This is a genomic window from Pontivivens ytuae (assembly GCF_015679265.1).
Lineage (GTDB): Bacteria > Pseudomonadota > Alphaproteobacteria > Rhodobacterales > Rhodobacteraceae > Pontivivens > Pontivivens ytuae.
The window spans coordinates 1,680,094-1,699,659 of sequence record NZ_CP064942.1 but is presented as its reverse complement, the minus strand read 5'-3'; the positions used below and the strand labels follow the sequence as shown (position 1 = coordinate 1,699,659).

Below are 19,566 nucleotides of genomic sequence, written 5' to 3'. Positions count from 1 at the left end.
GATGCGGGAAAGCGAGCTGTACGGGCCGGTGAAGGCGCTGCTCGAAGGGCAGGGCTACGAGGTGAAGGGTGAGATCGGGGCGTGCGACCTCGTGGCGGTCCGAGGCGAGGAGCCGCCGGTGATCGTGGAGCTCAAGACCGGGCTGACGCTGGCGCTGCTGATGCAGGGCGTGGATAGGCTCGCGATGAGCGACGCGGTCTACCTCGCCGTGCCCCGCCTGCCGGGCCGTGGGCGGCGCGATACCGTGCGGATCAAGGCGCTGCTGCGCCGCATCGGCTTGGGCCTGATCGTGGTGAAGGGGGGCGTGGCGGAGGTGCATTGCGACCCCGGCCACTACGCGCCCCGCGGCAATCCGCGGAGGAAGGACCGGCTCTTGCGCGAATGGCAGAAGCGGGTGGGCGATCCGGAGGAAGGCGGGCGGCCCGGTGGTGCGGTGATGACGGCGTACCGGCAGGGCTGCCTGCGCCTTGCCGCCTATCTCGTTGAAAATGGGCCGAGCCGGGCGGCCGTGGTGGGGGCTGCGGTCGAGGTGGAGAAGGCCGCCAACAAGATGCGGGACAATCACTATGGCTGGTTCGAGCGCGTCTCGACCGGCGTCTATGACGTGACCGAGAAGGGGCGGGCGGCGGTGGCGCCGGAGGTGGACGAGCCCCACTCGGTCATGTGACGCGATTGAGCATGAGCCAAATACATTGACACGAATCGATATAGATGGCTGTCTATGTGTATGGAGCACCTCAACAGAACCCTCTCGGCCCTCGCCGACCCCACCCGCCGGGCCATCGTCGCCCGGCTGGCGGAGGGCGAGGCGACTGTCTCGCAGCTCGTCGACCGCTTCGCGCTGACGCAGCCCACCATCTCCTCCCACCTCAAGGTGCTGGAGGCGGCGGGGCTGATCAGCCGGTCGCGGGTCGGGCAGACGCGGCCCTGCCGGCTGGATCCGGCGGGGCTGAAGATGCTCGCCGACTGGCTGGCCGATTACGAGAGGTTCTGGACCGATACGCTCGACCGGTTCGTCGAGCAGGCCGAGGGCGCTTCGCCAACCCCCACCGCAGGAGACGCAGATGAAGACGCTTGAGATCGAACGCTACGTGGCCCGCCCGCCGGAGGTCTGCTTCGCGCTGTGGACCGATCCGGAGAAACTGGCGCTCTGGTGGGGACCGCGGGATGAGCAAGGCCGGCCGTTCCGCACCGGCAGCGTGGACTGGACCGCGGAGGTCGGGTCGCCCTGGCGGATCGAGATGTTCTCACCCAGCGGAACGCGGTTCGAACAGGCGGGCGAGATGCTGGAGGTCTCGGCCCCTGATCTGCTCCGCTTCAGCTTCCGCTGGGTCGAGGGCGGCGTGCCGGGGCCGGAGATGGAGATCCGGATCCGCTTCGTTGCCGAGGAGGGCGGGACGCGGATGTATTTCCAGCAGACCGGTCTGGTCACCGAGCATGCGCGGGCCGAGCATCACACCGGCTGGCAGGAATGCTTCGACCGGTGGACGGACGCTGCGCAGGACATGGCGGCGTGAGTACGCGACGCGTGGGCGGCGGCTGCCATTGCGGCGCGGTCGCCTACGTGGCGGAGATCGACCTCGCCGCCCCCACGATCCGGTGCAACTGCTCGATCTGCCTGAAGTCGCGGGGCTGGATCGCCCCGATCCCCGCGACAGCGTTCCGGCTAATCCGGGGTGCGGAGCACCTGGCGCGCTACAGCTTCGCGGGCGGGGACGTCGTGCACCGGTTCTGCCCCACCTGCGGAGTGAAGACCCATGGAGAGATCGCGGGGCCGGGCGGTTGGATCGCCGTCTGCGTCGCGACGCTCGACCTGGCGGAGGAGGACCTCGCCCGCATCCCCGTCAGTTTCGCCGACGGCCGGGCCGACATGCCGGAGCGGGCGCCGGAGGTTGCGTCCTACCTTTGAGCCCTGTCCTCGGGCACGCCCTCGAACCCGTCGATGGCGTGCGCCATCCACCCGTCCGGCGGGCGGTGGCCGCCGGGATGCAGGCAGAAGCTCAGATCGCCGTCCGCCCAACTCTTGCAGAGCATGTCACCGATGCGCGAGGTCGTCTGGGCGAGATGGGTCTGGAGCCCCGCCGTCTCCCGCAAGATCCGCAGACCGGCATAGACGTCGCCCTGGCCGATCAGGTCGCCGCGCCCGAAATGACGGCCTTCGAGCGGGACGGTCGCATCCTCCCACCCGTGGTAGTGGCTGAGGCGTACGGGCTCCGCGCACGCCTCGGGCAGCGGATCCCAGAACGCACCCGCGACGGTGGAGAACCCCGCGAAGCCCGCTGGATCATGGCAGGCGATGTCCCAGATCGCCGACGCCCCGCGGGAGAAGCCGGTGAGATAGACCCGCTCGGGGTCGAGCGGCACGTATTGGCCGAGATGCGCGACGGCGGCGCGGGCGAAGGCGGCCTCGTCCCGCATCGGGCGCCGGCCGTCCCGCACGCTCCAGTTCGTGAAGTTGCGCCCGGGTTGCACGAGGCCCTGCAAAGCGATGAAGGCGTAGCCGCGATCGAGGGCGGGATCGACGATGGAGCGGGTGCGCAGCACGGCGGCGGCGGAGTTCGCGGCCCCGTGGAAATGCACGATCACCGGCATCGCGCCGCCGCCGTTGCGCGGCAGCTCGAAGCGGTACTCGCCTTCGGCGATTTCGCAGGGCTGGCCGGGCGGGCATCCCTGCGCCTGCGACGGCCCTGCAAGGGCCAGCGTGGCGAGGATCAGGCTGAGGAGGGCGGCGAGATGGGATCGCGTCATGGGCTGGCCTTTCCGCTCGGGTCGCTCGGACCGCCATAGCGCATCCGGGCGGCACGGGCGCTTCACATGCCCGTCAGGCGATTGATGCCGGTCAACCGGCGGGCGCGGGGCGCCGCCTAGCCTGAGGGGATCAGAACCAGATCGGAGAACCGTCATGACCCGCCTTGCCGCCCTGCCGCTGATCGCCGTCCTTCTGACCGGCTGCGCTGCCGAACAAGCCCTGGTCGACCGTGTCGGCGAATGCGAGCCGGGGCTGGAGAGTGCGAGCGGCGTCATCACCGCGGTGCCGATCTGCAATTGAGCGGCGCTGGTCTCTTTTAACTTCAACGTCGGGAATTCCGGGCTATACTGCGCGGCATGAGCAAGACACCGATCCTTCGCGGCCTCCTCCTTCTTAGCAGCCTCTGAGCGTGCCGGGAGCCTGGCGCGTGCGCTCAGGGGACGTCGAAGCCGCGCCGGATCGAACATAGCTCAAGAGGATTTCCGACATGACCGACCAGAAACAGGACCACGTCCTGATTTTCGACACCACGCTGCGGGACGGCGAGCAGTCGCCCGGCGCTTCCATGACTCATGACGAGAAGGTGGAGATTGCGACGCTTCTCGACGAGATGGGCGTGGACATCATCGAGGCGGGCTTTCCCATCGCCTCCCCGGGCGATTTCGAGGCCGTCAGCGACATCGCGAAGGTGGTGAAGGAGGCGCAGGTCTGTGGCCTGTCGCGCGCGGCCACCGGCGACATCGATCGGGCGTGGGAGGCGGTTCGCCATGCGAAGCGTCCCCGCATCCACACGTTTATCGGCACGTCGCCCAGCCACCGGGGCATCACCGGGCTCGACATGGACGGGATGGCCGAGCGCATCCACGACATGGTCACGCACGCCCGCAATCTCTGCGACAACGTGCAATGGTCCTCGATGGACGCGACGCGGACGGAGCCGGAGTTCTTGAAACGCACCATCGACATCGCGATCAAGGCGGGGGCGACCACGATCAACATCCCCGACACGGTGGGCTACACCGCGCCGCGGGAGAGTGCGGAGATCATCCGGATGCTGATCGAGGAGGTGCCGGGGGCCGACGAGGTGATCTTCGCCACGCATTGCCACAACGATCTGGGGATGGCGACGGCGAACTCCCTGGCGGCGGTCGAGGCGGGTGCGCGGCAGATCGAGTGCACGATCAATGGCCTCGGCGAGCGGGCGGGCAACACCGCGCTGGAAGAGGTCGTGATGGCCATGAAGGTCCGCAACGACATCATGCCCTACGCCACCCGGATCGATACGCAGAAGATCATGCATATCAGCCGCATGGTCGCCTCCGTCTCCGGCTTTCCGGTGCAGTACAACAAGGCGATCGTCGGCAAGAACGCCTTCGCGCATGAAAGCGGCATCCATCAGGATGGGATGCTCAAGGATGCGAGCACGTTCGAGATCATGCGGCCCGAGGATGTGGGCCTGACCGAGACCTCCTTGGTCATGGGCAAGCATTCGGGCCGTGCGGCCCTGCGCTCCAAGCTGGAAAATCTCGGCTACACGCTGGCGGACAATCAGCTCAAGGACGTGTTCGTGCGGTTCAAGGAGCTCGCCGACCGCAAGAAGGAGGTTTATGACGAGGACCTCATCGCGCTGATGTCGGACCAGACGACCTCCGCCGGGCACGACAAGGTGCGGCTGATGGAGATGGAGGTGCGTTGCGGCACCACGGGGCCGCAGACCTGCACCATGGTCCTGACCGTCGATGGCGAAGCCCGCCGGGCGGAGACCACGGGCGACGGGCCGGTGGACGCGACGTTCAATGCGCTCAAGGAACTGGTGCCGCACGAAGCGCGGCTCGCGCTCTACCAGGTGCAGGCTGTGACAGAGGGCACAGACGCGCAGGCGACCGTGAGCGTACGGCTGGAGGAGGACGGCAAGATCGTCGCCGGCCAGTCGAGCGATACGGACACTGTCGTCGCCTCGGCCAAGGCCTACATCAATGCGCTGAACAAGCTGTTCGTGCGGCGGGAGAAGAGCGCACCGGAGGAGCTCGCGAGCTGACCTCCGTCAACATGGAGCGTGGGGCGTGTCGGAGAGAGAGTTCAATTGCATGTCCGGTCGCTGGTCGGGTGCCTACGAGTACTTCGACCCGGAGCGACCGCCCGCCCCCTTCTGCGCCACGCTGGTGGAGGAGGGTGGCGTCGTCGCGGGCCGGGTGGAGGAGCCCAACGGCTTCTATCTCGGCGGACCGGACCAGCTCCACGCCCGCCTGCATGGCGAGCGGGACGGCAACGTCATCTGCTTCAGCAAGACCTACGAGGTCGACGGCCTGATCTTCCGCCTCGTCCACTACCGGGGCGAGGCGGATGCGACGCTGTCGCGCATCGAGGGCCGGTGGTGGATCCTCGGGCCCGGCGGGTCGTCGGGAACGTTCGAGATGGCGCGGGTGGCAGACACGCTCGACACCTCGTCCTCCCGCTCGGCCGGGGCCACCTGAGCTTCAGGACATCGCGTCCTTCGCAGCGTTCGCCAGCGCCTTCATCGCGTTGCGCCACGGGAAGGGGCCGTGGCTGATCCGCGCGACGCCAAGCTCTGCCATGTCGGAGCGCGGCGGCGTCGTGGGCATCGCCATGATGTTGACCGGCAGCGGGCTGTGGGCGCAGGCGTGCCTGATCAGGTCCGGATCGGCGAGGCCGGGCAGGAAGAGGCTGGAGGCGCCAGCGCCCGCATAGGCGCGGCCCCGCTCAAGCGCCTCGTCGAGCAGGGCGCGGTCGTGGCTGTCGGGCGCGGCCTTCAGGAACAGGTCGGTGCGGGCGTTGATCCAGAACGTGTCGCCGGTGGCCTGCCGGATCGCCTGGATCCGCTTGCCCTGCATGTCCGCCGGGTGCAGCCCCTCGCCGCCGACCACCTGATCCTCGAAGTTGATGCCCACCGCCCCGGCGTCGCGGGCGCGCTGGGCGTTCGCCGCCACCTGGTCGGCATCGACGGCATAGCCGCCCTCGAAATCGAGGGTGACGGGCAGGTCGGTAAGGTGGGTGATCCGCTCCAGATTGGCGAAGACGAGGTCGAGGGGCACGTCCTCCCCGTCCGCGAAGCCCTGCGCCCCCGCGACGGAGGCGGAGCCGGTGGCGAGCGCCTTCGCCCCGGCCTTGCCCACGGCGGCGGCGCTGCCCGCGTCCCAGATGTTGAAGAGCACCACCGGGTCGCCGGGGATGTGGAGTGCGGCGAAGGCGGTTTCGCGTGCGGTCTGGGTCATGGGGGTCCTCCGTATTGTGCTTCGTGGGCGATGAGCCAGCGCTTGCGCCAGAGCCCGCCGCCATATCCTGTCAGCGATCCGTCCGCGCCGATCACCCGGTGGCAGGGCACGACGACGCCGATGCGGTTGGCTCCGTTGGCCTGGGCCACCGCGCGGGCGGCGGTCGGGCGGCCGAGGCGGTCGGCCAGCGCGCCATATGTGGTGGTCGTGCCCGCCGGGATCGAGCGGAGGGTCTCGCGCACCCGCCGCGCGAAGGGGCTGCCGCCCTGGTGGACGGGCAGGTCGAGGGCGAGGTCGCGACCGGTGAAGTAGTCCTCCAGCACCCGCGCGGTGCGGTCGAGGAGGGGGGATGGCACCTCACCCGCCACGCGGCCGGTCTCGCGATGCAGGGTCTTGAGCTCCGCGGCGAGGATCGGGCGCTCCAGGAATTCGAGGAGGAGGAGTGCCGCCTCGTCCACGATGGCGATCATCGGGCCGATGGGCGTTTCGATCAGGCGGGAGGGGAGGACGGGCCGGCCGCGGGCGGCCACCGGTGCCTCGCCGGTCATCCGCGCATAGGCGTCGCGGAAGCCGCTGGCCGAGGCGTAGCCCGCGTCGAGCTGTGCGCCGATCACCGCGTCCCCGGCAGCGAGGGCCGAGGCCGCGCGGCGCAGCCGCCGCTCCCGCGCCATCTGGACGAAGGTCATGCCGTAGCGGCGGCGGAAGGCGCGGCGCACGGTGGAGGGGTCGAGGCCGAGGGCCGCGATGTCCCGCTCGCTCCACCGCCGGTCGGGCTCCGCCTCCAGCCGCGTGATGAGGTCGGCGACCAGGGGCTCGACCGGGCCGAGCGCTGCCTCGGGATGGCAGCGGAGGCAGGGGCGGAAGCCTGCCGCGCGTGCAGCCCCGGCATCGGCGTAGAAGCGCACGTTCTCCCGCTTCGGCTTTCGCGCGGGGCAGGTGAGGCGGCAGAAGATGCCGGTGGAGGTCACGCCGACGACTGCGCGCCCGTCCCAGGCCGGATCGCGGGCGAGAAGGGCCGCGTAGAGCGTGTCGTCATCGGCGCGCGCGAAGAGGTCGTCCTGTTTCATGGCGGCCATCCTGCACGGATTCGCACGGGCCGGGGCCGGAAATCGGGCGCCTATTCAGATCTGGTGGTGCAACAGCCGCACGGGACGCCGCGATCATGGGCGGATGGCCGCGCGGAGCCCTTTACGTGCGGTTGTGCGCGGTCGTATAAGGCTCGCATTTCAGAACGTGCCGCCGGGAGAAACGCCCTCCTCGAACGGTACGCATCCGGGTAAGGGGCAGTGCGTCTATGTTGAGTGCTATTTCGGGCATGTTCTCGTCGGACATGGCCATCGATCTGGGAACGGCGAACACGCTGGTCTACGTCAAGGGACGTGGCATCGTGCTGAACGAGCCGTCGGTGGTGGCCTATCACGTGCGCGACGGGAAGAAGCAGGTGCTCGAGGTCGGCGAGGACGCCAAGCTGATGCTCGGCCGCACCCCCGGCTCGATCGAGGCGATCCGGCCCATGCGCGACGGCGTGATCGCCGATTTCGACGTGGCCGAAGCCATGATCAAGCACTTCATCCGCAAGGTGAACAAGCGCGGCAAGCCGAAGATCATAGTATGCGTGCCCCATGGCGCCACGCCCGTCGAGAAGAAGGCGATCCGCGAGAGCGTGCTGAGCGCCGGGGCCCGCAAGGCGGGGCTGATCGCGGAGCCGATTGCGGCGGCCATCGGTGCGGGCCTGCCGATCACGGATCCGACGGGCTCGATGGTCGTGGATATCGGTGGCGGGACGACGGAAGTCGCGGTGCTCTCGCTCGGTGATATCGTCTATGCGCGCTCCGTGCGCGTCGGCGGCGACCGGATGGACGAGGCGATCATCTCCTATCTGCGGCGCCAGCATAACCTGCTGGTGGGCGAGGCGACGGCGGAGCGGATCAAGACCTCCATCGGTTCGGCCCGGATGCCCGAGGATGGCCGCGGCCAGGCGATGGAGATCCGGGGTCGTGATCTCCTGAACGGTGTGCCGAAGGAGACCGAGGTCACGCAGGCCCAGGTGGCCGAGGCGCTGGCCGAGCCCGTGCAGTCGATCTGCGAAGCTGTGATGACCGCTCTGGAAGCGACGCCGCCGGATCTGGCCGCGGATATCGTGGATCGCGGCGTGATGCTGACGGGCGGCGGCGCGCTGCTCGGGGATCTGGACCTTGCCCTGCGAGAGCAGACGGGCCTTGCGATCACGGTGGCGGACGATGCGCTGAACTGTGTTGCACTGGGCACGGGCAAGAGCCTGGAGTTCGAGCGCCGGTTGCAGCACGTCATCGACTACGGCAATCAAAACTGAGTAGAGTGGGACCGCGGGGCTTCACCCACCCCGTGCAAGTGTGAACCACCGACGCCCGAGGGGGGCCGAACGTGGCTTATGTGAGTGGACAGGATCACGCTGGTCTGTGGCGCGTGACCCGGCAGATGCTGCTGGGGCTGATCGCGCTCGTCTGCCTTTTGCTCTTCATCCTCTGGCGCATCGACAGCCCGCGCGTGGACCGCATGCGCATGGCGTTGGCCGACGCGATGATGCCGACGCTGGAATGGACCGCGCAGCCGCTCGCGCGGGTGACGACGATGGTCCAGGACTTCCAGTCCTATGTCCGGGTCTACGAGCAGAACGAGGAGCTGCGGCGCGAGTTGCAGGCCATGCAGGGCTGGCGCGAGACCGCGCAGCAGCTCGAACAGCGCAACGCGCGGCTGCGGGCGCTCAACAACGTCCGGCTGTCACCGCAGTCCACCTATATCACCGGTGAGATCATGGCGGATGCGGGGGGGCCGTTCTCCCGCTCCGGTCTGCTCAATATCGGTTCGCGCAACGGCGTGACCGACGGGTCGGCGGCGCTGGACGGGCTGGGGCTGGTCGGGCGCGTGTCCGGCGTGGGCGACGCGACGAGCCGGGTAATCTTTCTCACCGACATCAACAGCCGGGTGCCGGTGACGCTGCAGCCCTCGGGCCAGCGGGCGATCGTGACCGGGGACAATACCGGCACGCCGCGCATCGACTTCGTGGAGGCGCCGGAGCGGGTGCAGCCCGGTGACCGGGTCATTACCAGCGGCGACGGGCTGGTGCTGCCGCCGGATATCCTCGTGGGACAGGTGATCGTGGCCGCGAACGGGCAGATGCGCCTGCGGCTGGCGGCGGACTATCAGCGGCTGCGCTTCGTCCGGGTGCTGAACTACCGTCCGCCCGAAGTGATCTCCCGCCCCGGCGGGCTGATCGTGGAAGAGCCCTACTACTTCGACGAGGAGCCCGAATGATGGCGCTCCTCGTCCGCCTTGGCCTGTTGCCGCTCGTTGGTCTGATCTGCGTCCTGATCGTCGCGGTTCCGGCGAGCCCGGTGAACCCGGCCTGGCCCATGCCGGACCTCTTGATTTGCCTTTGCGCCTACTGGGTGCTGCGCCGGCCTGCCGCCGCGCCGATGCTGGTGATGTTCGGGCTGGGTCTGGTCGCGGACCTGATGCTGATGCGGCCCGTGGGGATCGGGGCGCTGAGCCTGGTGCTGGTGACCGAGGTGTTGCGCGGCCAGCGCAAGGTACTGCGTGACATGCCCTTCGTGCTGGAATGGGTCGTCGTCTCGGTCCTGATCGCGCTGTCGGTGCTGGCGCAGGCGCTCGCGGTCTGGATCAGCCTCGGCCCGATCCCTGGCCTTACGCTGTTGTTCTGGCACGTGCTGATCACCATCGCGGCCTATCCGGTGGTGGCACTCACCTGCCGCGTCGCGCTGAACATGGGCCACCGGGACCGGCCCGGCGCATCCTATTCCGGCTATCTGGGGGGCTGAGATGGCACGGGACAAGAAGGACACGAGCGGCGCGATCACCCGGCGGGGGCTGGTCCTGATGGGCGCGCAGCTCGCGCTGGTCGGCACGCTCGCCTGGCGGATGCGGCACCTGCAGATCGACGAGGCGGAGCGCTATCGCCTGCTGGCCGAGGAGAACCGGGTCAACATCCGCCTCCTGCCGCCTGCCCGCGGGCTGATCTACGACCGGGACGGCACGCCGGTGGCGGTGAACCGGCAGAACTACCGCATCGTGATGATCCGGGAGCAGGCGGGCAATCCGGAGCTGGTCCTCGCCCGCCTCGCCCGGCTGATCGACATCAGCCCTGAGCGGCGGGAGCGGGTGCTGCGCGACATGTATTCCCGCTCCGCCTTCGTGCCGGTGACGGTGGCCGAGCACATGGAGTGGGAGAGCTTCGCCCGCGTCGCCTCCAACGCGCCGGCGCTGCCCGGTGTGCTGCCGGAGGTGGGGTTGTCGCGCCATTATCCGGCGAACGAGGTCTTCGCCCATGTGGTCGGCTATGTCGGCCCGGTCTCGGATTACGACCTCAGCCAGATCGAGGATCCGGACCCGCTGTTGCAGATCCCCGACTTCCAGATCGGCAAGAACGGGATCGAGAAGCGGGCCGAGCCCGAGCTGCGCGGCTCCGCCGGGACCTCGCGGATCGAGGTGAATGCCGCCGGGCGCGTGATCCGGGAGCTCGACCGGACCGAGGGACGCTCCGGCGAGGATCTGCAGCTCACCATCGACAGCGGGTTGCAGGACTACACCCTGCGGCGGATGGAGGGGGAGAGCTCGGCCACCGTCGTGATGGACGTGCAGACGGGCGAGCTGGTGGCGCTGGCCTCCGCCCCGTCCTTCGACCCGAACAACTTCGTCTTCGGTATCTCGACGGGCGACTGGCGGGCGCTGAACGAGGACGAGTACCGCCCGCTCTACAACAAGGCGGTGTCGGGGGTGTATCCGCCGGGCTCGACCTTCAAGATGGTGGTGGCCCTCGCCGCGCTGGAGGAGGGCCTCGTCGATCCCGGCGAAACCGTGTTCTGCGGCGGCTCCATCCAGATCGGCAACCGGCGCGCGCACTGCTGGCGGCGCGGCGGGCACGGCTGGATGGACCTCAACGACAGCCTCAAGCATTCCTGCGACATCTACTATTACGACATCGCGCAGCGCGTCGGCATCGACCGGATCAGCGCGATGGCCAACCGGCTCGGCATCGGCTTGCGCCATGACATTCCGCTGCCGGCGGTGCGCGCGGGCCTGACGCCGACGCGGGAGTGGAAGCAGCAGGTCCACGGGCAGAGCTGGCTGGTCGGCGACACGGTCAATTCGGGGATCGGGCAGGGCTTCATGCTCGCCTCCCCGCTGGAGCTCTGCGTGATGACCGCGCGGCTCGCCACCGGGCGGGCGGTGATCCCGAAGCTCATCCGCTCGGTCAACGGTGTGCCGCAGTTCGCGCAGGAGGCCGAGCCGATCGGGCTGGCCGAGAACAACCTCGCGCATATACGTCGCGCCATGTTCGACGTCTCCAACAACCGGCGGGGCACGGCCTACCGCTCCCGCATCGCGGATCCGGCGATGGCCATCGCGGGCAAGACCGGCACCAGCCAGGTGCGCCGGATCACCGAGGCAGAGCGGCGCACCGGCGTCTTCCGCAACGAGGATCTGCCCTGGAACCGGCGCGACCACGCGCTCTTCGTCGCCTATGCGCCTTACGAGGCGCCGCGCTATGCCATCGCGACCATCGTGGAGCATGGCGGCGGTGGCTCGAAGGCCGCGGCCCCGATCGCGCGCGACGTGATGATCCGCGCGCTCTACGGCCCCAACCCGCCGCTCGACGCCTGGCCCACGGCCATGCATGACGAGATCCGGGAACGGCGGCGCCTCGGCGTCGACAGCGCCTCCGTCCAGCGGAGCCGCGCATGACGGCCCGGCTTTCATCTTTCCCTAAAAACGCCCGCCGGAGGCGCACGGTCCTGCCGGGAGGTTCCGCATGATCTACTGGGAGCAGATGAACGCGAAGCCGGTGCCGACGGGGCCCGCGAAGCTCTTGCACCTGCACTGGCCGCTGATCCTGCTGATCTGCGCGGTCTGTGCGACGGGCTTTTTGATGCTCTATTCGGTGGCGGGCGGCACACTCGATACCTGGGCGAAGCCGCAGATGATGCGCTTCGGCCTCGGGCTCGCCGTGCTGTTCATCGTCGCGATGATCCATATCGATTTCTGGAAGAAGATCGCGCCGCTCGCCTATCTCGGCGGGCTCGGGCTGCTGGTCGCCGTGGAGTTCGTCGGCGTCGTCGGCATGGGCGCGCAGCGCTGGATCGATATCGGGCCGCTGCGCCTGCAGCCGTCCGAGGTCATGAAGGTCACGCTGGTGATGATGCTCGCGGCCTACTACGCGTGGCTGCCGCCCGAAAAGGTGTCGCGCCCGCTCTGGGTCGCGGTGCCGCTGATCCTGACGGCGATGCCGGTGGCGCTGGTCTTGAAGCAGCCGGATCTCGGCACGTCGATCCTGCTGTTGGCGGGCGCCGGCGTCGTGATGTTCCTCGCGGGCGTGAGCTGGTGGTATTTCAGCAGTGCCACGGCGGTGGTCGGCGGCACGGTCTGGGCGGTGTTCCAGTCACGCGGGACGGACTGGCAGCTGCTCAACGACTACCAGTACCGGCGCATCGACGTCTTCCTCGACCCCACGCTCGACTCGATGGGGGCGGGCTATCACATCACGCAGGCGACGATCGCGATGGGGGCGGGCGGCATCTCCGGCCGCGGGTTCATGCAAGGCACGCAGTCGCGGCTCAACTTCCTGCCGGAAAAGCACACCGACTTCATCTTCACGTCGCTGGCCGAGCAGTTCGGGCTGATCGGGGGGCTGACGCTTTTGGGGCTTTATACGGCGATCATCCTCTTCTGCCTGCTGTCGGCCTTCGCCAACAAGGACCGGTTCGGGGCGCTGATGACGGGGGGTCTGGCGGCCACGTTCTTCTTCTTCTTCGCGGTCAACATGGCGATGGTGATGGGGCTCGCCCCGGTGGTCGGCGTGCCCTTGCCCCTTGTCAGCTACGGCGGCAGCGCCATGCTGGTGCTTCTCGGCGCGTTCGGCCTGGTGCAGAGCGCGCACGTCCACCGACCACGAGGCGCCTACGGATGATCACGGTTCTCTTCTCCGCCCGCGAGGACATCTGGCCCAACTACGAGACACGGTTGCCGGAGGCCCTCGCGGAGGAGGGGCTGGCGGCCCGGGTCGTGCGGGAGGCGGATCCGGCGGAGGTCGACTGGATCGTCTATGCGCCGAACGGGGGCCTCACGGACTTCTCGCCGTTCACCAAGCTGAAAGGCGTGCAGAGCCTCTGGGCCGGGGTCGAGCAGATCGTCGGCAATCCCACGCTGAAGGTGCCGCTGGCCCGGATGGTCGATCCGGGGATGACGGAAGGGATGGTCGAGTGGGTGACGGGCCACGTGCTTCGTCACCACCTCGGCATGGATGCCGACATCAAGCGCACGGACGGGCAATGGGTGCGCCACGTCGCCCCGCTGGCGCGGGAGCGGACGGTGGCGATGCTGGGGCTCGGCGCTCTGGGCACGGCCTGTGCCAGGGCGCTCGCCGGGCTGAATTTCGACGTGCGGGGCTGGAGCCGGTCGGAAAAGCGGATCGACGGGATCACCTGCGCCCATGGCGACGAGGGGCTGGCCGAGGTGCTGCGCGAGGCCGAGATCGCGGTGCTGCTGCTGCCCGACACGCCCGCGACGACCAACCTGCTCGATGCCGTGCGGCTGGCGCTGATGCCCAACGGGGCGGTCATCATCAATCCCGGCCGCGGGCCGCTGATCGATGACGATGCGCTGCTGGAGGCGCTCGACGAAGGGCGGATCGGGCATGCGACGCTCGATGTGTTTCGGGAGGAGCCGCTGCCCGCCGGTCATCCGTTCTGGCACCACCCGCGGGTGACGGTGACGCCGCATATCGCGTCTGAGACCCGGCCGGTGACCGCCGTGCGCAGCGCCGCCGCGAATATCGCGCGGGCCGAGCGAGGCGAGGGCCTGCTGCACACCGTCGATTTCGGGCTGGGTTATTGAGCGAGGAGGAGATCGCGGCGGCGATCCTCGACCTTGCCGCGCGGCGGGAGAAGACGTTCTGCCCCTCCGAGGTCGCGCGCAACCTTTCCGACGACTGGCGGCCGCTGATGCCGGAGGTGCGGGCGGTCGCGGCCCGGCTCGCGGAGCAGGGGCAGATCGCGGTGACGCAGAAGGGTGCTCCGGTCGATGCGGAGCAGGCGCGCGGCCCAATCCGGCTCGCGCGGCCTCAGAACCGGGGGCGCGAGTAGGACCCGTCCGGGTTCAGCACCAGCGAGGGATCGGGCGGCAGGTCGAACTCCACCTGCGGCGTGGTGATCTGCGTCGAGGGGCGGGCGAGCGGGTCGGCCTCGTCCTCGGGCAGCTCCTCCAGTGCGGCCTCGATCTCGGCCACGAAATCGTCGGCGGGCTCCTCGGCGACCTCGGGCCGGGGGCCGTCGTTGAACATGTCGGGCCGCTTGCAGGGGTTCCACTGGACGGTGCCGGTGACGGGCTCGGCCCGCGTCTCCCACTCCACGTTGCAGAAGATCTGGATCCACTCGGGCGGGATGGCGTTGATGTCGGCACCCTCGGTCAGGTCGAAGGGCAGGTTGTCGTCGGTGAAGTCGCGCCGCGGCTCCGGTGGCGGGGGCGGGGCGGGCACGGTGACGATGCGCGGGGGCGGCGGCTCGCAGGCGGCGAGCGCGAGGATCGCAAGAAGGGCGAAACGCTTCACGAGGCACCTCCGATCGGGCCGCGGATGCCGCCGGTCTGCGCGCGGTCGAGCAGCAGGTGGTCGAGGATCACGCAGGCCATCATCGCCTCGCCCACCGGCACGGCGCGGATGCCGACGCAGGGGTCGTGGCGGCCCTTTGTGACGACTTCGGTGGGGGTGCCGTCCTTGCGGATGGACCGACGTGGCGTGAGGATCGAGCTGGTCGGTTTCACGGCGAAGCGCACCACGATGTCCTGCCCGGTGGAGATACCGCCGAGGATCCCGCCCGCGTGGTTCGAGGAATAGACCGGGCCATCGGAGCCCATGTCGATCTCGTCGGCGTTGGCCTCACCGGTGAGGGCGGCGGCCGCCATCCCCTCGCCGATCTCGACACCCTTCACGGCATTGATGCTCATCATCGCGGCGGCGAGGTCGGTGTCGAGCTTGGCATAGACGGGGGCGCCGAGGCCGACGGGCACGCCCCTGGCCACCACCTCGATCGCGGCGCCGACGGAGGAATGCGCCTTGCGGATGCCGTCGAGATAGTCGGCGTAGAGGGCCGCGGCCTCCGCGTCCGGGGTCCAGAACGGGTTGTTCTCCACCTCGTCCCAGTCGCGGCGCTGCGCCTTGTGCGGCCCCATCTGGACGAGGCCGCCGGTGATGGAGAGGCCGGGGGCGAGGGCTTTCAGCACCTCGCGGGCGACGCCGCCTGCCGCGACGCGGGCTGCGGTTTCGCGGGCCGACGAGCGGCCGCCGCCGCGGTAGTCGCGGATCCCGTACTTCTGCCAGTAGGTGATGTCGGCGTGGCCGGGGCGGAAGGTCTCCGCGATGTCGCCGTAATCCTTCGAGCGCTGGTCGGTGTTCTCGATCATCAGCTGGATCGGGGTGCCGGTGGTCTTCCCCTCGAACACGCCGGAGAGGATGCGGACGGCGTCGGGCTCCCGCCGCTGAGTCTCGAACTTCGTCTTCCCGGGCTTGCGCTTGTTGAGCCAGTGCTGGAGCTGCGCCTCCTCCACCGCCACGCCGGGTGGACAGCCGTCCACCGTGCAGCCGAGGGCGGGGCCGTGGCTCTCCCCCCAGGTAGTGACGCGGAAGATGTGGCCGAAGCTGTTGAACATGCGCGCTCTCCGTTGGCGTCCCGCGTCTTAGCGCGGCGGGCGGGGCAGTTCCAGTGCGGGGTGGGGGCGCAGTTGGAGCGCTGAGGGCCGCGCCCGACCTGGAGGGCGCTTGCCGGACCGGATTGCTGAGCGTGCGCCATCAAGCATCCACGTCGCGCCTTCTACTTCCGACATCGCCAACGCGCCCTCTGGGGGGAGGTCGGGCGCGGCCCGGCTTATCAGCCGGGCGGTACGAATGAGCAGCGCGCCGCGTCGCCTGCCTCCATTTCGAGCAAGCCGCCCTCCAGGTCGGGCGCGGCCCTCAGTGCATTGGGGCCTCACTCACCCCACAGCCGTTCGCAGCAGGCGAGCCAGTTGGCGTGACAGATCTTCTCGATCAGCCGGTCGCCGTAGCCGTGCTGCTCCATCGCCTGCCGCAGCGCGTCGAGCCCGGCGGTGGAGCCGATCTCGGCCGGTATCACCGCGCCGTCGAAGTCGGAGCCGAGCCCGACATGGTCCTCGCCCGCCATCGCCAGCATGTGATCGAGGTGGCGGACCATCCATTCGAGCGCGCCTTCCGCCCGCATCTGACCGTCCGGCCGCAGGAAGGCGCCGGCGAAGTTGAGGCCGACCATGCCGCCGGTCTCGCCGATCGCGCGGAGTTGCGCGTCGCTGACATTGCGGGCCTGGGGGCAGATGGCGTGGGCGTTGGAGTGGGTGGCGATCAGCGGCACGCCGGCCTCCGCGATGTCCCAGAAGCCGCGCTCGGTCAGGTGGCTCGTGTCCACCATGATCCGCATATCGGCGCAGCGTGCGACGAGGCGCTGGCCCGCTTCGGTCAGCCCCGGCCCGGTGTCGGCGGTCGAGGGATAGCGGAAGGGCACGCCGTGGCCGAAGATCGTCTCCCGGCTCCAGACGGGCCCGAGCGACCGCAGGCCCGCCGCGTGCAGCACGTCGAGCGCGTCGAGGTCGGGGCCGATCGCCTCTGCCCCCTCCATGTGCATGACGGCGGCGAGCTGGCCGTCGGCCATGGCGGCGCGGATTTCGGCGGCGCTGCGGCAGAGGCGCAGGTCGCCGCGCCGGTCGAGCTCTAGCAGCAACCCGGCCTGGTGGAGAGCGATGGGCAGCGCGTCCGCCTCCGCCACCATCTCGGCCAGCGGCAGGTCGTATTCGGGGCGGAGCATTTCCTCCATGTAGAAGGGGCCCGTGTCGGGGACGAAGATCGCGAAGAAGCCGCCGGCGAACCCTCCCTCCCGCGCTTTCGGCAGGTCGACATGACCCGGTCCGCCCTCGCGGAACTGGCCGAGCGCGGGCCGTCCTCCGGCGCGCATCAGACGCAGCAGGCAGTCGTTGTGACCATCGAAAATCGGGGGGCGCGGCATGGCAGGTCTCCTTCCAGCGTCGGACGATAGCGTCGCAGGGGCGGAACGGCCACGCCGCCGTGCCGGTTGTTCGTGAAAGGAGGATCCGATGGCCGACGCGAAGAAGACCGATCCCGAGCTGTGGGAGACCGTCAAGGACGAGTACATGGAGAGCGACAAGGGCGGCGAGCCCGGCCAGTGGTCGGCACGCAAGGCCCAGCTCGCCGTGCAGGAGTACAAGCGCCGCGGCGGCGGTTACGAGGATGATGGCCCGGATCAGGAGGAGACGGACCTTCACAAGTGGACCGAGGAGGACTGGGGCACCAAGTCCGGCAACCAGTCGAACGAAACCGGCGAGCGCTACCTACCGAAGAAGGTGCGGATGCTGTTGACCGAGGACGAGTATGCCCGCTCCACCCAGAAGAAGAAGGGCGGTGAGCAGCAATTCGTCGATCAGCCGGACGACGTGAAGGAGAAGGTCGCGCATATCAAGGCTCATGGCCCGACCAAGGAGATTTTGATGGAGCGGGCGCAGGACCTCGACATCACGGGCCGCTCCGACATGACGAAGGATGAGCTGCTCGACGCGATCGAGGACGCGACCGATGAGAACGGCCGCGGCAAGGGCTCGAAGGTCGCGCTGGAGCAGAAGAGCAAGGACGACCTCTACTACATGGCGCAGCAGCGCGAGATCGACGGCCGCTCCGACATGAGCAAGGACGAGCTGGTGAAGGCGCTGGCCGATGACTGAGCTGGAGGACCTGACCGTCGATGCGCTCAAGGATCTCGGCCGGGTGCAGAAGGTCGAGGGGCATAACGACATGACCCGCGACGAGCTGCTGGAGGCGCTCAAGGGACCGGTGGATTACTCCATCGCCGAATGGCTCGGCCGTCCGCGCAAGGAGCTTTACGACGCCGCGGGCGAGCGCGGCATCGAGGGGCGCAAGGACATGCAGAAATGGGAGCTGATCAAGGCGCTGGCCGGCCGCTGATGCGGCACTTTCGCCATTGCATTGGTTAATGCGATGATGAGAACATAAAGCGAACATCTGGTGAGTCGGAGGCGGGAGGTTCGCATGGGCAGACGGGACGATGCAGGAGGCTCGGCGATCCTGACCCAGGCCGAGGAATATGCCGCGGCACTCGCGCGCGACCCGCTGGCCGATCCGCGGCACGTCACGCTCGCCGCGCCGAAACCGGCCCGCTCGCGGCGCGGACTGGGCCTGGTCGCCGCCGGTGCGATCGCGATTATCGTTGGAATCGTGCTCTGGCAGGCGTAACGGAGGGCCATGAAGACGCTCTCCCTCCAGCAGGCGCAATCGCTTCCGATCTGGCGCCAGCCGATCGCGCTGCTCGTCGTGATGGCGGCGGCGATGCCGCTGGCGTTCTCCACCTGGAACGCCCTGCTGAACAACTTCGTCATCGAGGCGGCTGCGTTCGACGGCTCCGATATCGGCTGGCTGCAGAGCGTGCGGGAGATCCCGGGCTTTCTCGCCGTCGGGGTGATCGCGATCATCATCTTCATGCGGGAGCAGGTGCTGGGCCTCGTCAGCCTCATCATGCTGGGCGTGGCGGTGGCGGTGACGGCGTACTTCCCGACCTTCCAGGGGCTGCTCGCGACCACGCTGATCTCCTCCATCGGGTTTCACTATTACGAGACGGTGAACCAGTCGCTGCAGCTGCAGTGGATCGACAAGGCGAAGGCGCCGCAGGTGCTGGGCTGGATCGTTGCCGTGGGTTCCGGCGCGTCGCTGCTCGCCTACGGCATACTCGTCATGGGGTGGGAGCGGTTCGGCTGGTCCTACGAGGTGGTCTATCTCGCGGGCGGCGGGGCGACGGTGCTGCTCGCCATCATCTGCTTCCTGCTCTATCCGCAGTTCGAGAGCCCGAACCCACAGACCAAGAAAATGGTGCTGCGCCGCCGCTACTGGCTCTACTACGCGCTGCAGTTCATGTCGGGCGCGCGGCGGCAGATCTTCGTCGTGTTCGCGGCCTTCATGATGGTGGAGCGCTTCGGGTTCGAGGTGCACGAGGTCACGGCGCTGTTCCTCGCCAACTACCTCGCCAATATGGTGTTTGCGCCGCTCATGGGCCGGTTCGTGCAGACCTACGGCGAGCGGCGGGCGCTGACGGTGGAGTATACCGGACTGATCTGCATCTTCGTCGCCTACGGGGCGCTCTACTTCGCGGATTGGGGGGCGCTGGCCTGGGGCGTGGCGATCGCGGCGGGGCTCTACATCCTCGACCACCTGTTCTTTGCGCTGGCCTTCGCGCTGAAGACGTACTTCCAGAAGATCGCGGATCCGGCGGATATCGCGCCGACGGCTGCGGTGGCGTTCACGATCAACCACATCGCGGCGGTGTTCCTGCCCGCCGCACTTGGCTACCTGTGGCTGACCTCGCCCGCGGGGGTGTTCCTGCTGGCGGCGGGCTTTGCGAGCATCTCGCTGGTGCTGGCCCTCCTGATCCCGCGGCATCCCGCGCCAGGGCGGGAGACGATCTTTGCCCTGCGGTTCACCGCCGCCCCGGCGGAGTGAACCTTTCC

24 protein-coding genes are annotated in these 19,566 nt (G+C 68.8%); 18 read left to right on the top strand and 6 right to left on the bottom strand.

Annotated elements, in window-relative coordinates; genetic code table 11:
- Position 1 precedes the first annotated feature (1 nt).
- Genes I0K15_RS08295 through I0K15_RS08280 form a run of 4 tightly spaced genes read left to right on the top strand, consistent with a single transcriptional unit; the run spans position 2 to position 1,909 of the window.
- On the top strand, positions 2-667 hold the full coding sequence (locus tag I0K15_RS08295) for a DUF2161 domain-containing phosphodiesterase (protein WP_196104974.1): 666 nt from the start codon (positions 2-4) through the stop codon (positions 665-667).
- 60 nt (positions 668-727) lie between these two features.
- On the top strand, positions 728-1,078 hold the full coding sequence (locus I0K15_RS08290; RefSeq protein WP_196104973.1) for an ArsR/SmtB family transcription factor: 351 nt from the start codon (positions 728-730) through the stop codon (positions 1,076-1,078).
- A complete protein-coding gene (locus I0K15_RS08285) occupies positions 1,065-1,517 on the top strand; it encodes an SRPBCC family protein (protein WP_196104972.1) in 453 nt (150 codons plus the stop codon). The genes I0K15_RS08290 and I0K15_RS08285 overlap by 14 nt, the downstream gene beginning before the upstream one ends.
- Positions 1,514-1,909, top strand: a complete 396-nt coding sequence (locus I0K15_RS08280; RefSeq protein ID WP_230374351.1) for a GFA family protein — start codon at positions 1,514-1,516, stop codon at positions 1,907-1,909. The genes I0K15_RS08285 and I0K15_RS08280 overlap by 4 nt, the downstream gene beginning before the upstream one ends.
- Here I0K15_RS08280 and I0K15_RS08275 read toward each other — a convergent pair.
- On the bottom strand, positions 1,900-2,748 hold the full coding sequence (locus I0K15_RS08275) for a CE1 family esterase (RefSeq protein ID WP_196104970.1): 849 nt from the start codon (positions 2,746-2,748) through the stop codon (positions 1,900-1,902). The genes I0K15_RS08280 and I0K15_RS08275 overlap by 10 nt on opposite strands.
- Before the next feature lie 154 nt (positions 2,749-2,902).
- Here I0K15_RS08275 and I0K15_RS08270 point away from each other — a divergent pair, with 154 nt between their 5' ends.
- The 3 genes from I0K15_RS08270 to I0K15_RS08260 all read left to right on the top strand — a co-directional run bounded on the left by I0K15_RS08270 (position 2,903) and on the right by I0K15_RS08260 (position 5,223).
- Entirely contained in the window at positions 2,903-3,049 is a 147-nt protein-coding gene (locus I0K15_RS08270) for a hypothetical protein (RefSeq protein ID WP_196104969.1), read from the top strand.
- A gap of 187 nt (positions 3,050-3,236) precedes the next feature.
- Positions 3,237-4,787 (top strand): 2-isopropylmalate synthase, encoded by a 1,551-nt coding sequence (locus tag I0K15_RS08265; protein WP_196104968.1) that lies wholly within the window; start codon positions 3,237-3,239, stop codon positions 4,785-4,787.
- A 49-nt stretch (positions 4,788-4,836) separates the two neighbouring features.
- Positions 4,837-5,223 carry a hypothetical protein gene (locus tag I0K15_RS08260; protein WP_196104967.1) on the top strand — a complete coding sequence of 129 codons (387 nt, stop codon included), beginning with the start codon at positions 4,837-4,839 and terminating at the stop codon, positions 5,221-5,223.
- 3 nt (positions 5,224-5,226) lie between these two features.
- Here I0K15_RS08260 and I0K15_RS08255 read toward each other — a convergent pair whose 3' ends face one another.
- Both I0K15_RS08255 and I0K15_RS08250 read right to left on the bottom strand, forming a co-directional pair.
- Entirely contained in the window at positions 5,227-5,982 is a 756-nt protein-coding gene (locus I0K15_RS08255) for an isocitrate lyase/PEP mutase family protein (RefSeq protein WP_196104966.1), read from the bottom strand.
- Positions 5,979-7,049: a bifunctional transcriptional activator/DNA repair enzyme AdaA gene (locus I0K15_RS08250; protein ID WP_196104965.1), complete on the bottom strand. Its 1,071-nt coding sequence runs from the start codon at positions 7,047-7,049 to the stop codon at positions 5,979-5,981. Before I0K15_RS08250 ends, I0K15_RS08255 begins: the two co-directional genes overlap by 4 nt.
- Before the next feature lie 227 nt (positions 7,050-7,276).
- On the opposite strand from I0K15_RS08250, the gene I0K15_RS08245 reads away from it, so the two are divergent.
- The 7 genes from I0K15_RS08245 to I0K15_RS08215 all read left to right on the top strand — a co-directional run bounded on the left by I0K15_RS08245 (position 7,277) and on the right by I0K15_RS08215 (position 14,120).
- On the top strand, positions 7,277-8,314 hold the full coding sequence (locus I0K15_RS08245; protein ID WP_196104964.1) for a rod shape-determining protein: 1,038 nt from the start codon (positions 7,277-7,279) through the stop codon (positions 8,312-8,314).
- Between the two features lie 125 nt (positions 8,315-8,439).
- Positions 8,440-9,276, top strand: a complete 837-nt coding sequence (mreC, locus tag I0K15_RS08240; protein ID WP_196105417.1) for a rod shape-determining protein MreC — start codon at positions 8,440-8,442, stop codon at positions 9,274-9,276.
- Positions 9,276-9,800: a rod shape-determining protein MreD gene (mreD, locus tag I0K15_RS08235; protein WP_196104963.1), complete on the top strand. Its 525-nt coding sequence runs from the start codon at positions 9,276-9,278 to the stop codon at positions 9,798-9,800. The genes mreC and mreD overlap by 1 nt, the downstream gene beginning before the upstream one ends.
- A gap of 1 nt (position 9,801) precedes the next feature.
- Positions 9,802-11,724 carry a penicillin-binding protein 2 gene (gene mrdA / locus I0K15_RS08230; protein ID WP_196104962.1) on the top strand — a complete coding sequence of 641 codons (1,923 nt, stop codon included), beginning with the start codon at positions 9,802-9,804 and terminating at the stop codon, positions 11,722-11,724.
- 67 nt (positions 11,725-11,791) lie between these two features.
- On the top strand, positions 11,792-12,946 hold the full coding sequence (rodA, locus tag I0K15_RS08225; protein ID WP_196104961.1) for a rod shape-determining protein RodA: 1,155 nt from the start codon (positions 11,792-11,794) through the stop codon (positions 12,944-12,946).
- On the top strand, positions 12,943-13,872 hold the full coding sequence (locus tag I0K15_RS08220; RefSeq protein ID WP_196104960.1) for a 2-hydroxyacid dehydrogenase: 930 nt from the start codon (positions 12,943-12,945) through the stop codon (positions 13,870-13,872). The genes rodA and I0K15_RS08220 overlap by 4 nt, the downstream gene beginning before the upstream one ends.
- Positions 13,869-14,120 carry a DUF3253 domain-containing protein gene (locus tag I0K15_RS08215; RefSeq protein WP_196104959.1) on the top strand — a complete coding sequence of 84 codons (252 nt, stop codon included), beginning with the start codon at positions 13,869-13,871 and terminating at the stop codon, positions 14,118-14,120. The genes I0K15_RS08220 and I0K15_RS08215 overlap by 4 nt, the downstream gene beginning before the upstream one ends.
- On the opposite strand, the gene I0K15_RS08210 is transcribed toward I0K15_RS08215, so the two are convergent.
- From I0K15_RS08210 to I0K15_RS08200, 3 genes are all read right to left on the bottom strand, one after another.
- Positions 14,099-14,584 (bottom strand): hypothetical protein, encoded by a 486-nt coding sequence (locus I0K15_RS08210; RefSeq protein WP_196104958.1) that lies wholly within the window; start codon positions 14,582-14,584, stop codon positions 14,099-14,101. The two genes, I0K15_RS08215 and I0K15_RS08210, sit on opposite strands and share 22 nt — an antisense overlap.
- Complete coding sequence (gene aroC / locus I0K15_RS08205) at positions 14,581-15,681, bottom strand: chorismate synthase (protein WP_196104957.1); 1,101 nt, start codon at positions 15,679-15,681, stop codon at positions 14,581-14,583. The genes I0K15_RS08210 and aroC overlap by 4 nt, the downstream gene beginning before the upstream one ends.
- Before the next feature lie 317 nt (positions 15,682-15,998).
- On the bottom strand, positions 15,999-17,042 hold the full coding sequence (locus I0K15_RS08200; protein ID WP_196104956.1) for a dipeptidase: 1,044 nt from the start codon (positions 17,040-17,042) through the stop codon (positions 15,999-16,001).
- An 88-nt stretch (positions 17,043-17,130) separates the two neighbouring features.
- On the opposite strand from I0K15_RS08200, the gene I0K15_RS08195 reads away from it, so the two are divergent.
- The 4 genes from I0K15_RS08195 (at position 17,131) to I0K15_RS08180 (ending at position 19,558) form a co-directional block, all read left to right on the top strand.
- A complete protein-coding gene (locus I0K15_RS08195) occupies positions 17,131-17,772 on the top strand; it encodes an aspartate-semialdehyde dehydrogenase (RefSeq protein WP_196104955.1) in 642 nt (213 codons plus the stop codon).
- A complete protein-coding gene (locus I0K15_RS08190) occupies positions 17,765-18,013 on the top strand; it encodes a Rho termination factor (RefSeq protein WP_196104954.1) in 249 nt (82 codons plus the stop codon). Before I0K15_RS08195 ends, I0K15_RS08190 begins: the two co-directional genes overlap by 8 nt.
- A gap of 84 nt (positions 18,014-18,097) precedes the next feature.
- A complete protein-coding gene (locus I0K15_RS08185; protein ID WP_196104953.1) occupies positions 18,098-18,301 on the top strand; it encodes a hypothetical protein in 204 nt (67 codons plus the stop codon).
- Positions 18,302-18,310: 9 nt separating this feature from the next.
- Positions 18,311-19,558, top strand: coding sequence for an MFS transporter (locus I0K15_RS08180; protein WP_196104952.1), 1,248 nt, complete (start codon positions 18,311-18,313; stop codon positions 19,556-19,558).
- The last annotated feature ends 8 nt before the right edge of the window (positions 19,559-19,566 follow it).

Coding starts and splice junctions, on each gene's coding strand:
- I0K15_RS08295 (WP_196104974.1), top strand. CDS start 2: ATGCGGGAAAGCGAGCTGTACGGGCCGGTGAAGGCGCTGCTCGAAGGG.
- I0K15_RS08290 (WP_196104973.1), top strand. CDS start 728: ATGGAGCACCTCAACAGAACCCTCTCGGCCCTCGCCGACCCCACCCGC.
- I0K15_RS08285 (WP_196104972.1), top strand. CDS start 1,065: ATGAAGACGCTTGAGATCGAACGCTACGTGGCCCGCCCGCCGGAGGTC.
- I0K15_RS08275 (WP_196104970.1), bottom strand. CDS start 2,748: ATGACGCGATCCCATCTCGCCGCCCTCCTCAGCCTGATCCTCGCCACG.
- I0K15_RS08270 (WP_196104969.1), top strand. CDS start 2,903: ATGACCCGCCTTGCCGCCCTGCCGCTGATCGCCGTCCTTCTGACCGGC.
- I0K15_RS08265 (WP_196104968.1), top strand. CDS start 3,237: ATGACCGACCAGAAACAGGACCACGTCCTGATTTTCGACACCACGCTG.
- I0K15_RS08260 (WP_196104967.1), top strand. CDS start 4,837: ATGTCCGGTCGCTGGTCGGGTGCCTACGAGTACTTCGACCCGGAGCGA.
- I0K15_RS08255 (WP_196104966.1), bottom strand. CDS start 5,982: ATGACCCAGACCGCACGCGAAACCGCCTTCGCCGCACTCCACATCCCC.
- I0K15_RS08250 (WP_196104965.1), bottom strand. CDS start 7,049: ATGAAACAGGACGACCTCTTCGCGCGCGCCGATGACGACACGCTCTAC.
- I0K15_RS08245 (WP_196104964.1), top strand. CDS start 7,277: ATGTTGAGTGCTATTTCGGGCATGTTCTCGTCGGACATGGCCATCGAT.
- mreC (WP_196105417.1), top strand. CDS start 8,440: ATGCTGCTGGGGCTGATCGCGCTCGTCTGCCTTTTGCTCTTCATCCTC.
- mreD (WP_196104963.1), top strand. CDS start 9,276: ATGGCGCTCCTCGTCCGCCTTGGCCTGTTGCCGCTCGTTGGTCTGATC.
- mrdA (WP_196104962.1), top strand. CDS start 9,802: ATGGCACGGGACAAGAAGGACACGAGCGGCGCGATCACCCGGCGGGGG.
- rodA (WP_196104961.1), top strand. CDS start 11,792: ATGATCTACTGGGAGCAGATGAACGCGAAGCCGGTGCCGACGGGGCCC.
- I0K15_RS08220 (WP_196104960.1), top strand. CDS start 12,943: ATGATCACGGTTCTCTTCTCCGCCCGCGAGGACATCTGGCCCAACTAC.
- aroC (WP_196104957.1), bottom strand. CDS start 15,681: ATGTTCAACAGCTTCGGCCACATCTTCCGCGTCACTACCTGGGGGGAG.
- I0K15_RS08200 (WP_196104956.1), bottom strand. CDS start 17,042: ATGCCGCGCCCCCCGATTTTCGATGGTCACAACGACTGCCTGCTGCGT.
- I0K15_RS08195 (WP_196104955.1), top strand. CDS start 17,131: ATGGCCGACGCGAAGAAGACCGATCCCGAGCTGTGGGAGACCGTCAAG.
- I0K15_RS08190 (WP_196104954.1), top strand. CDS start 17,765: ATGACTGAGCTGGAGGACCTGACCGTCGATGCGCTCAAGGATCTCGGC.
- I0K15_RS08185 (WP_196104953.1), top strand. CDS start 18,098: ATGGGCAGACGGGACGATGCAGGAGGCTCGGCGATCCTGACCCAGGCC.
- I0K15_RS08180 (WP_196104952.1), top strand. CDS start 18,311: ATGAAGACGCTCTCCCTCCAGCAGGCGCAATCGCTTCCGATCTGGCGC.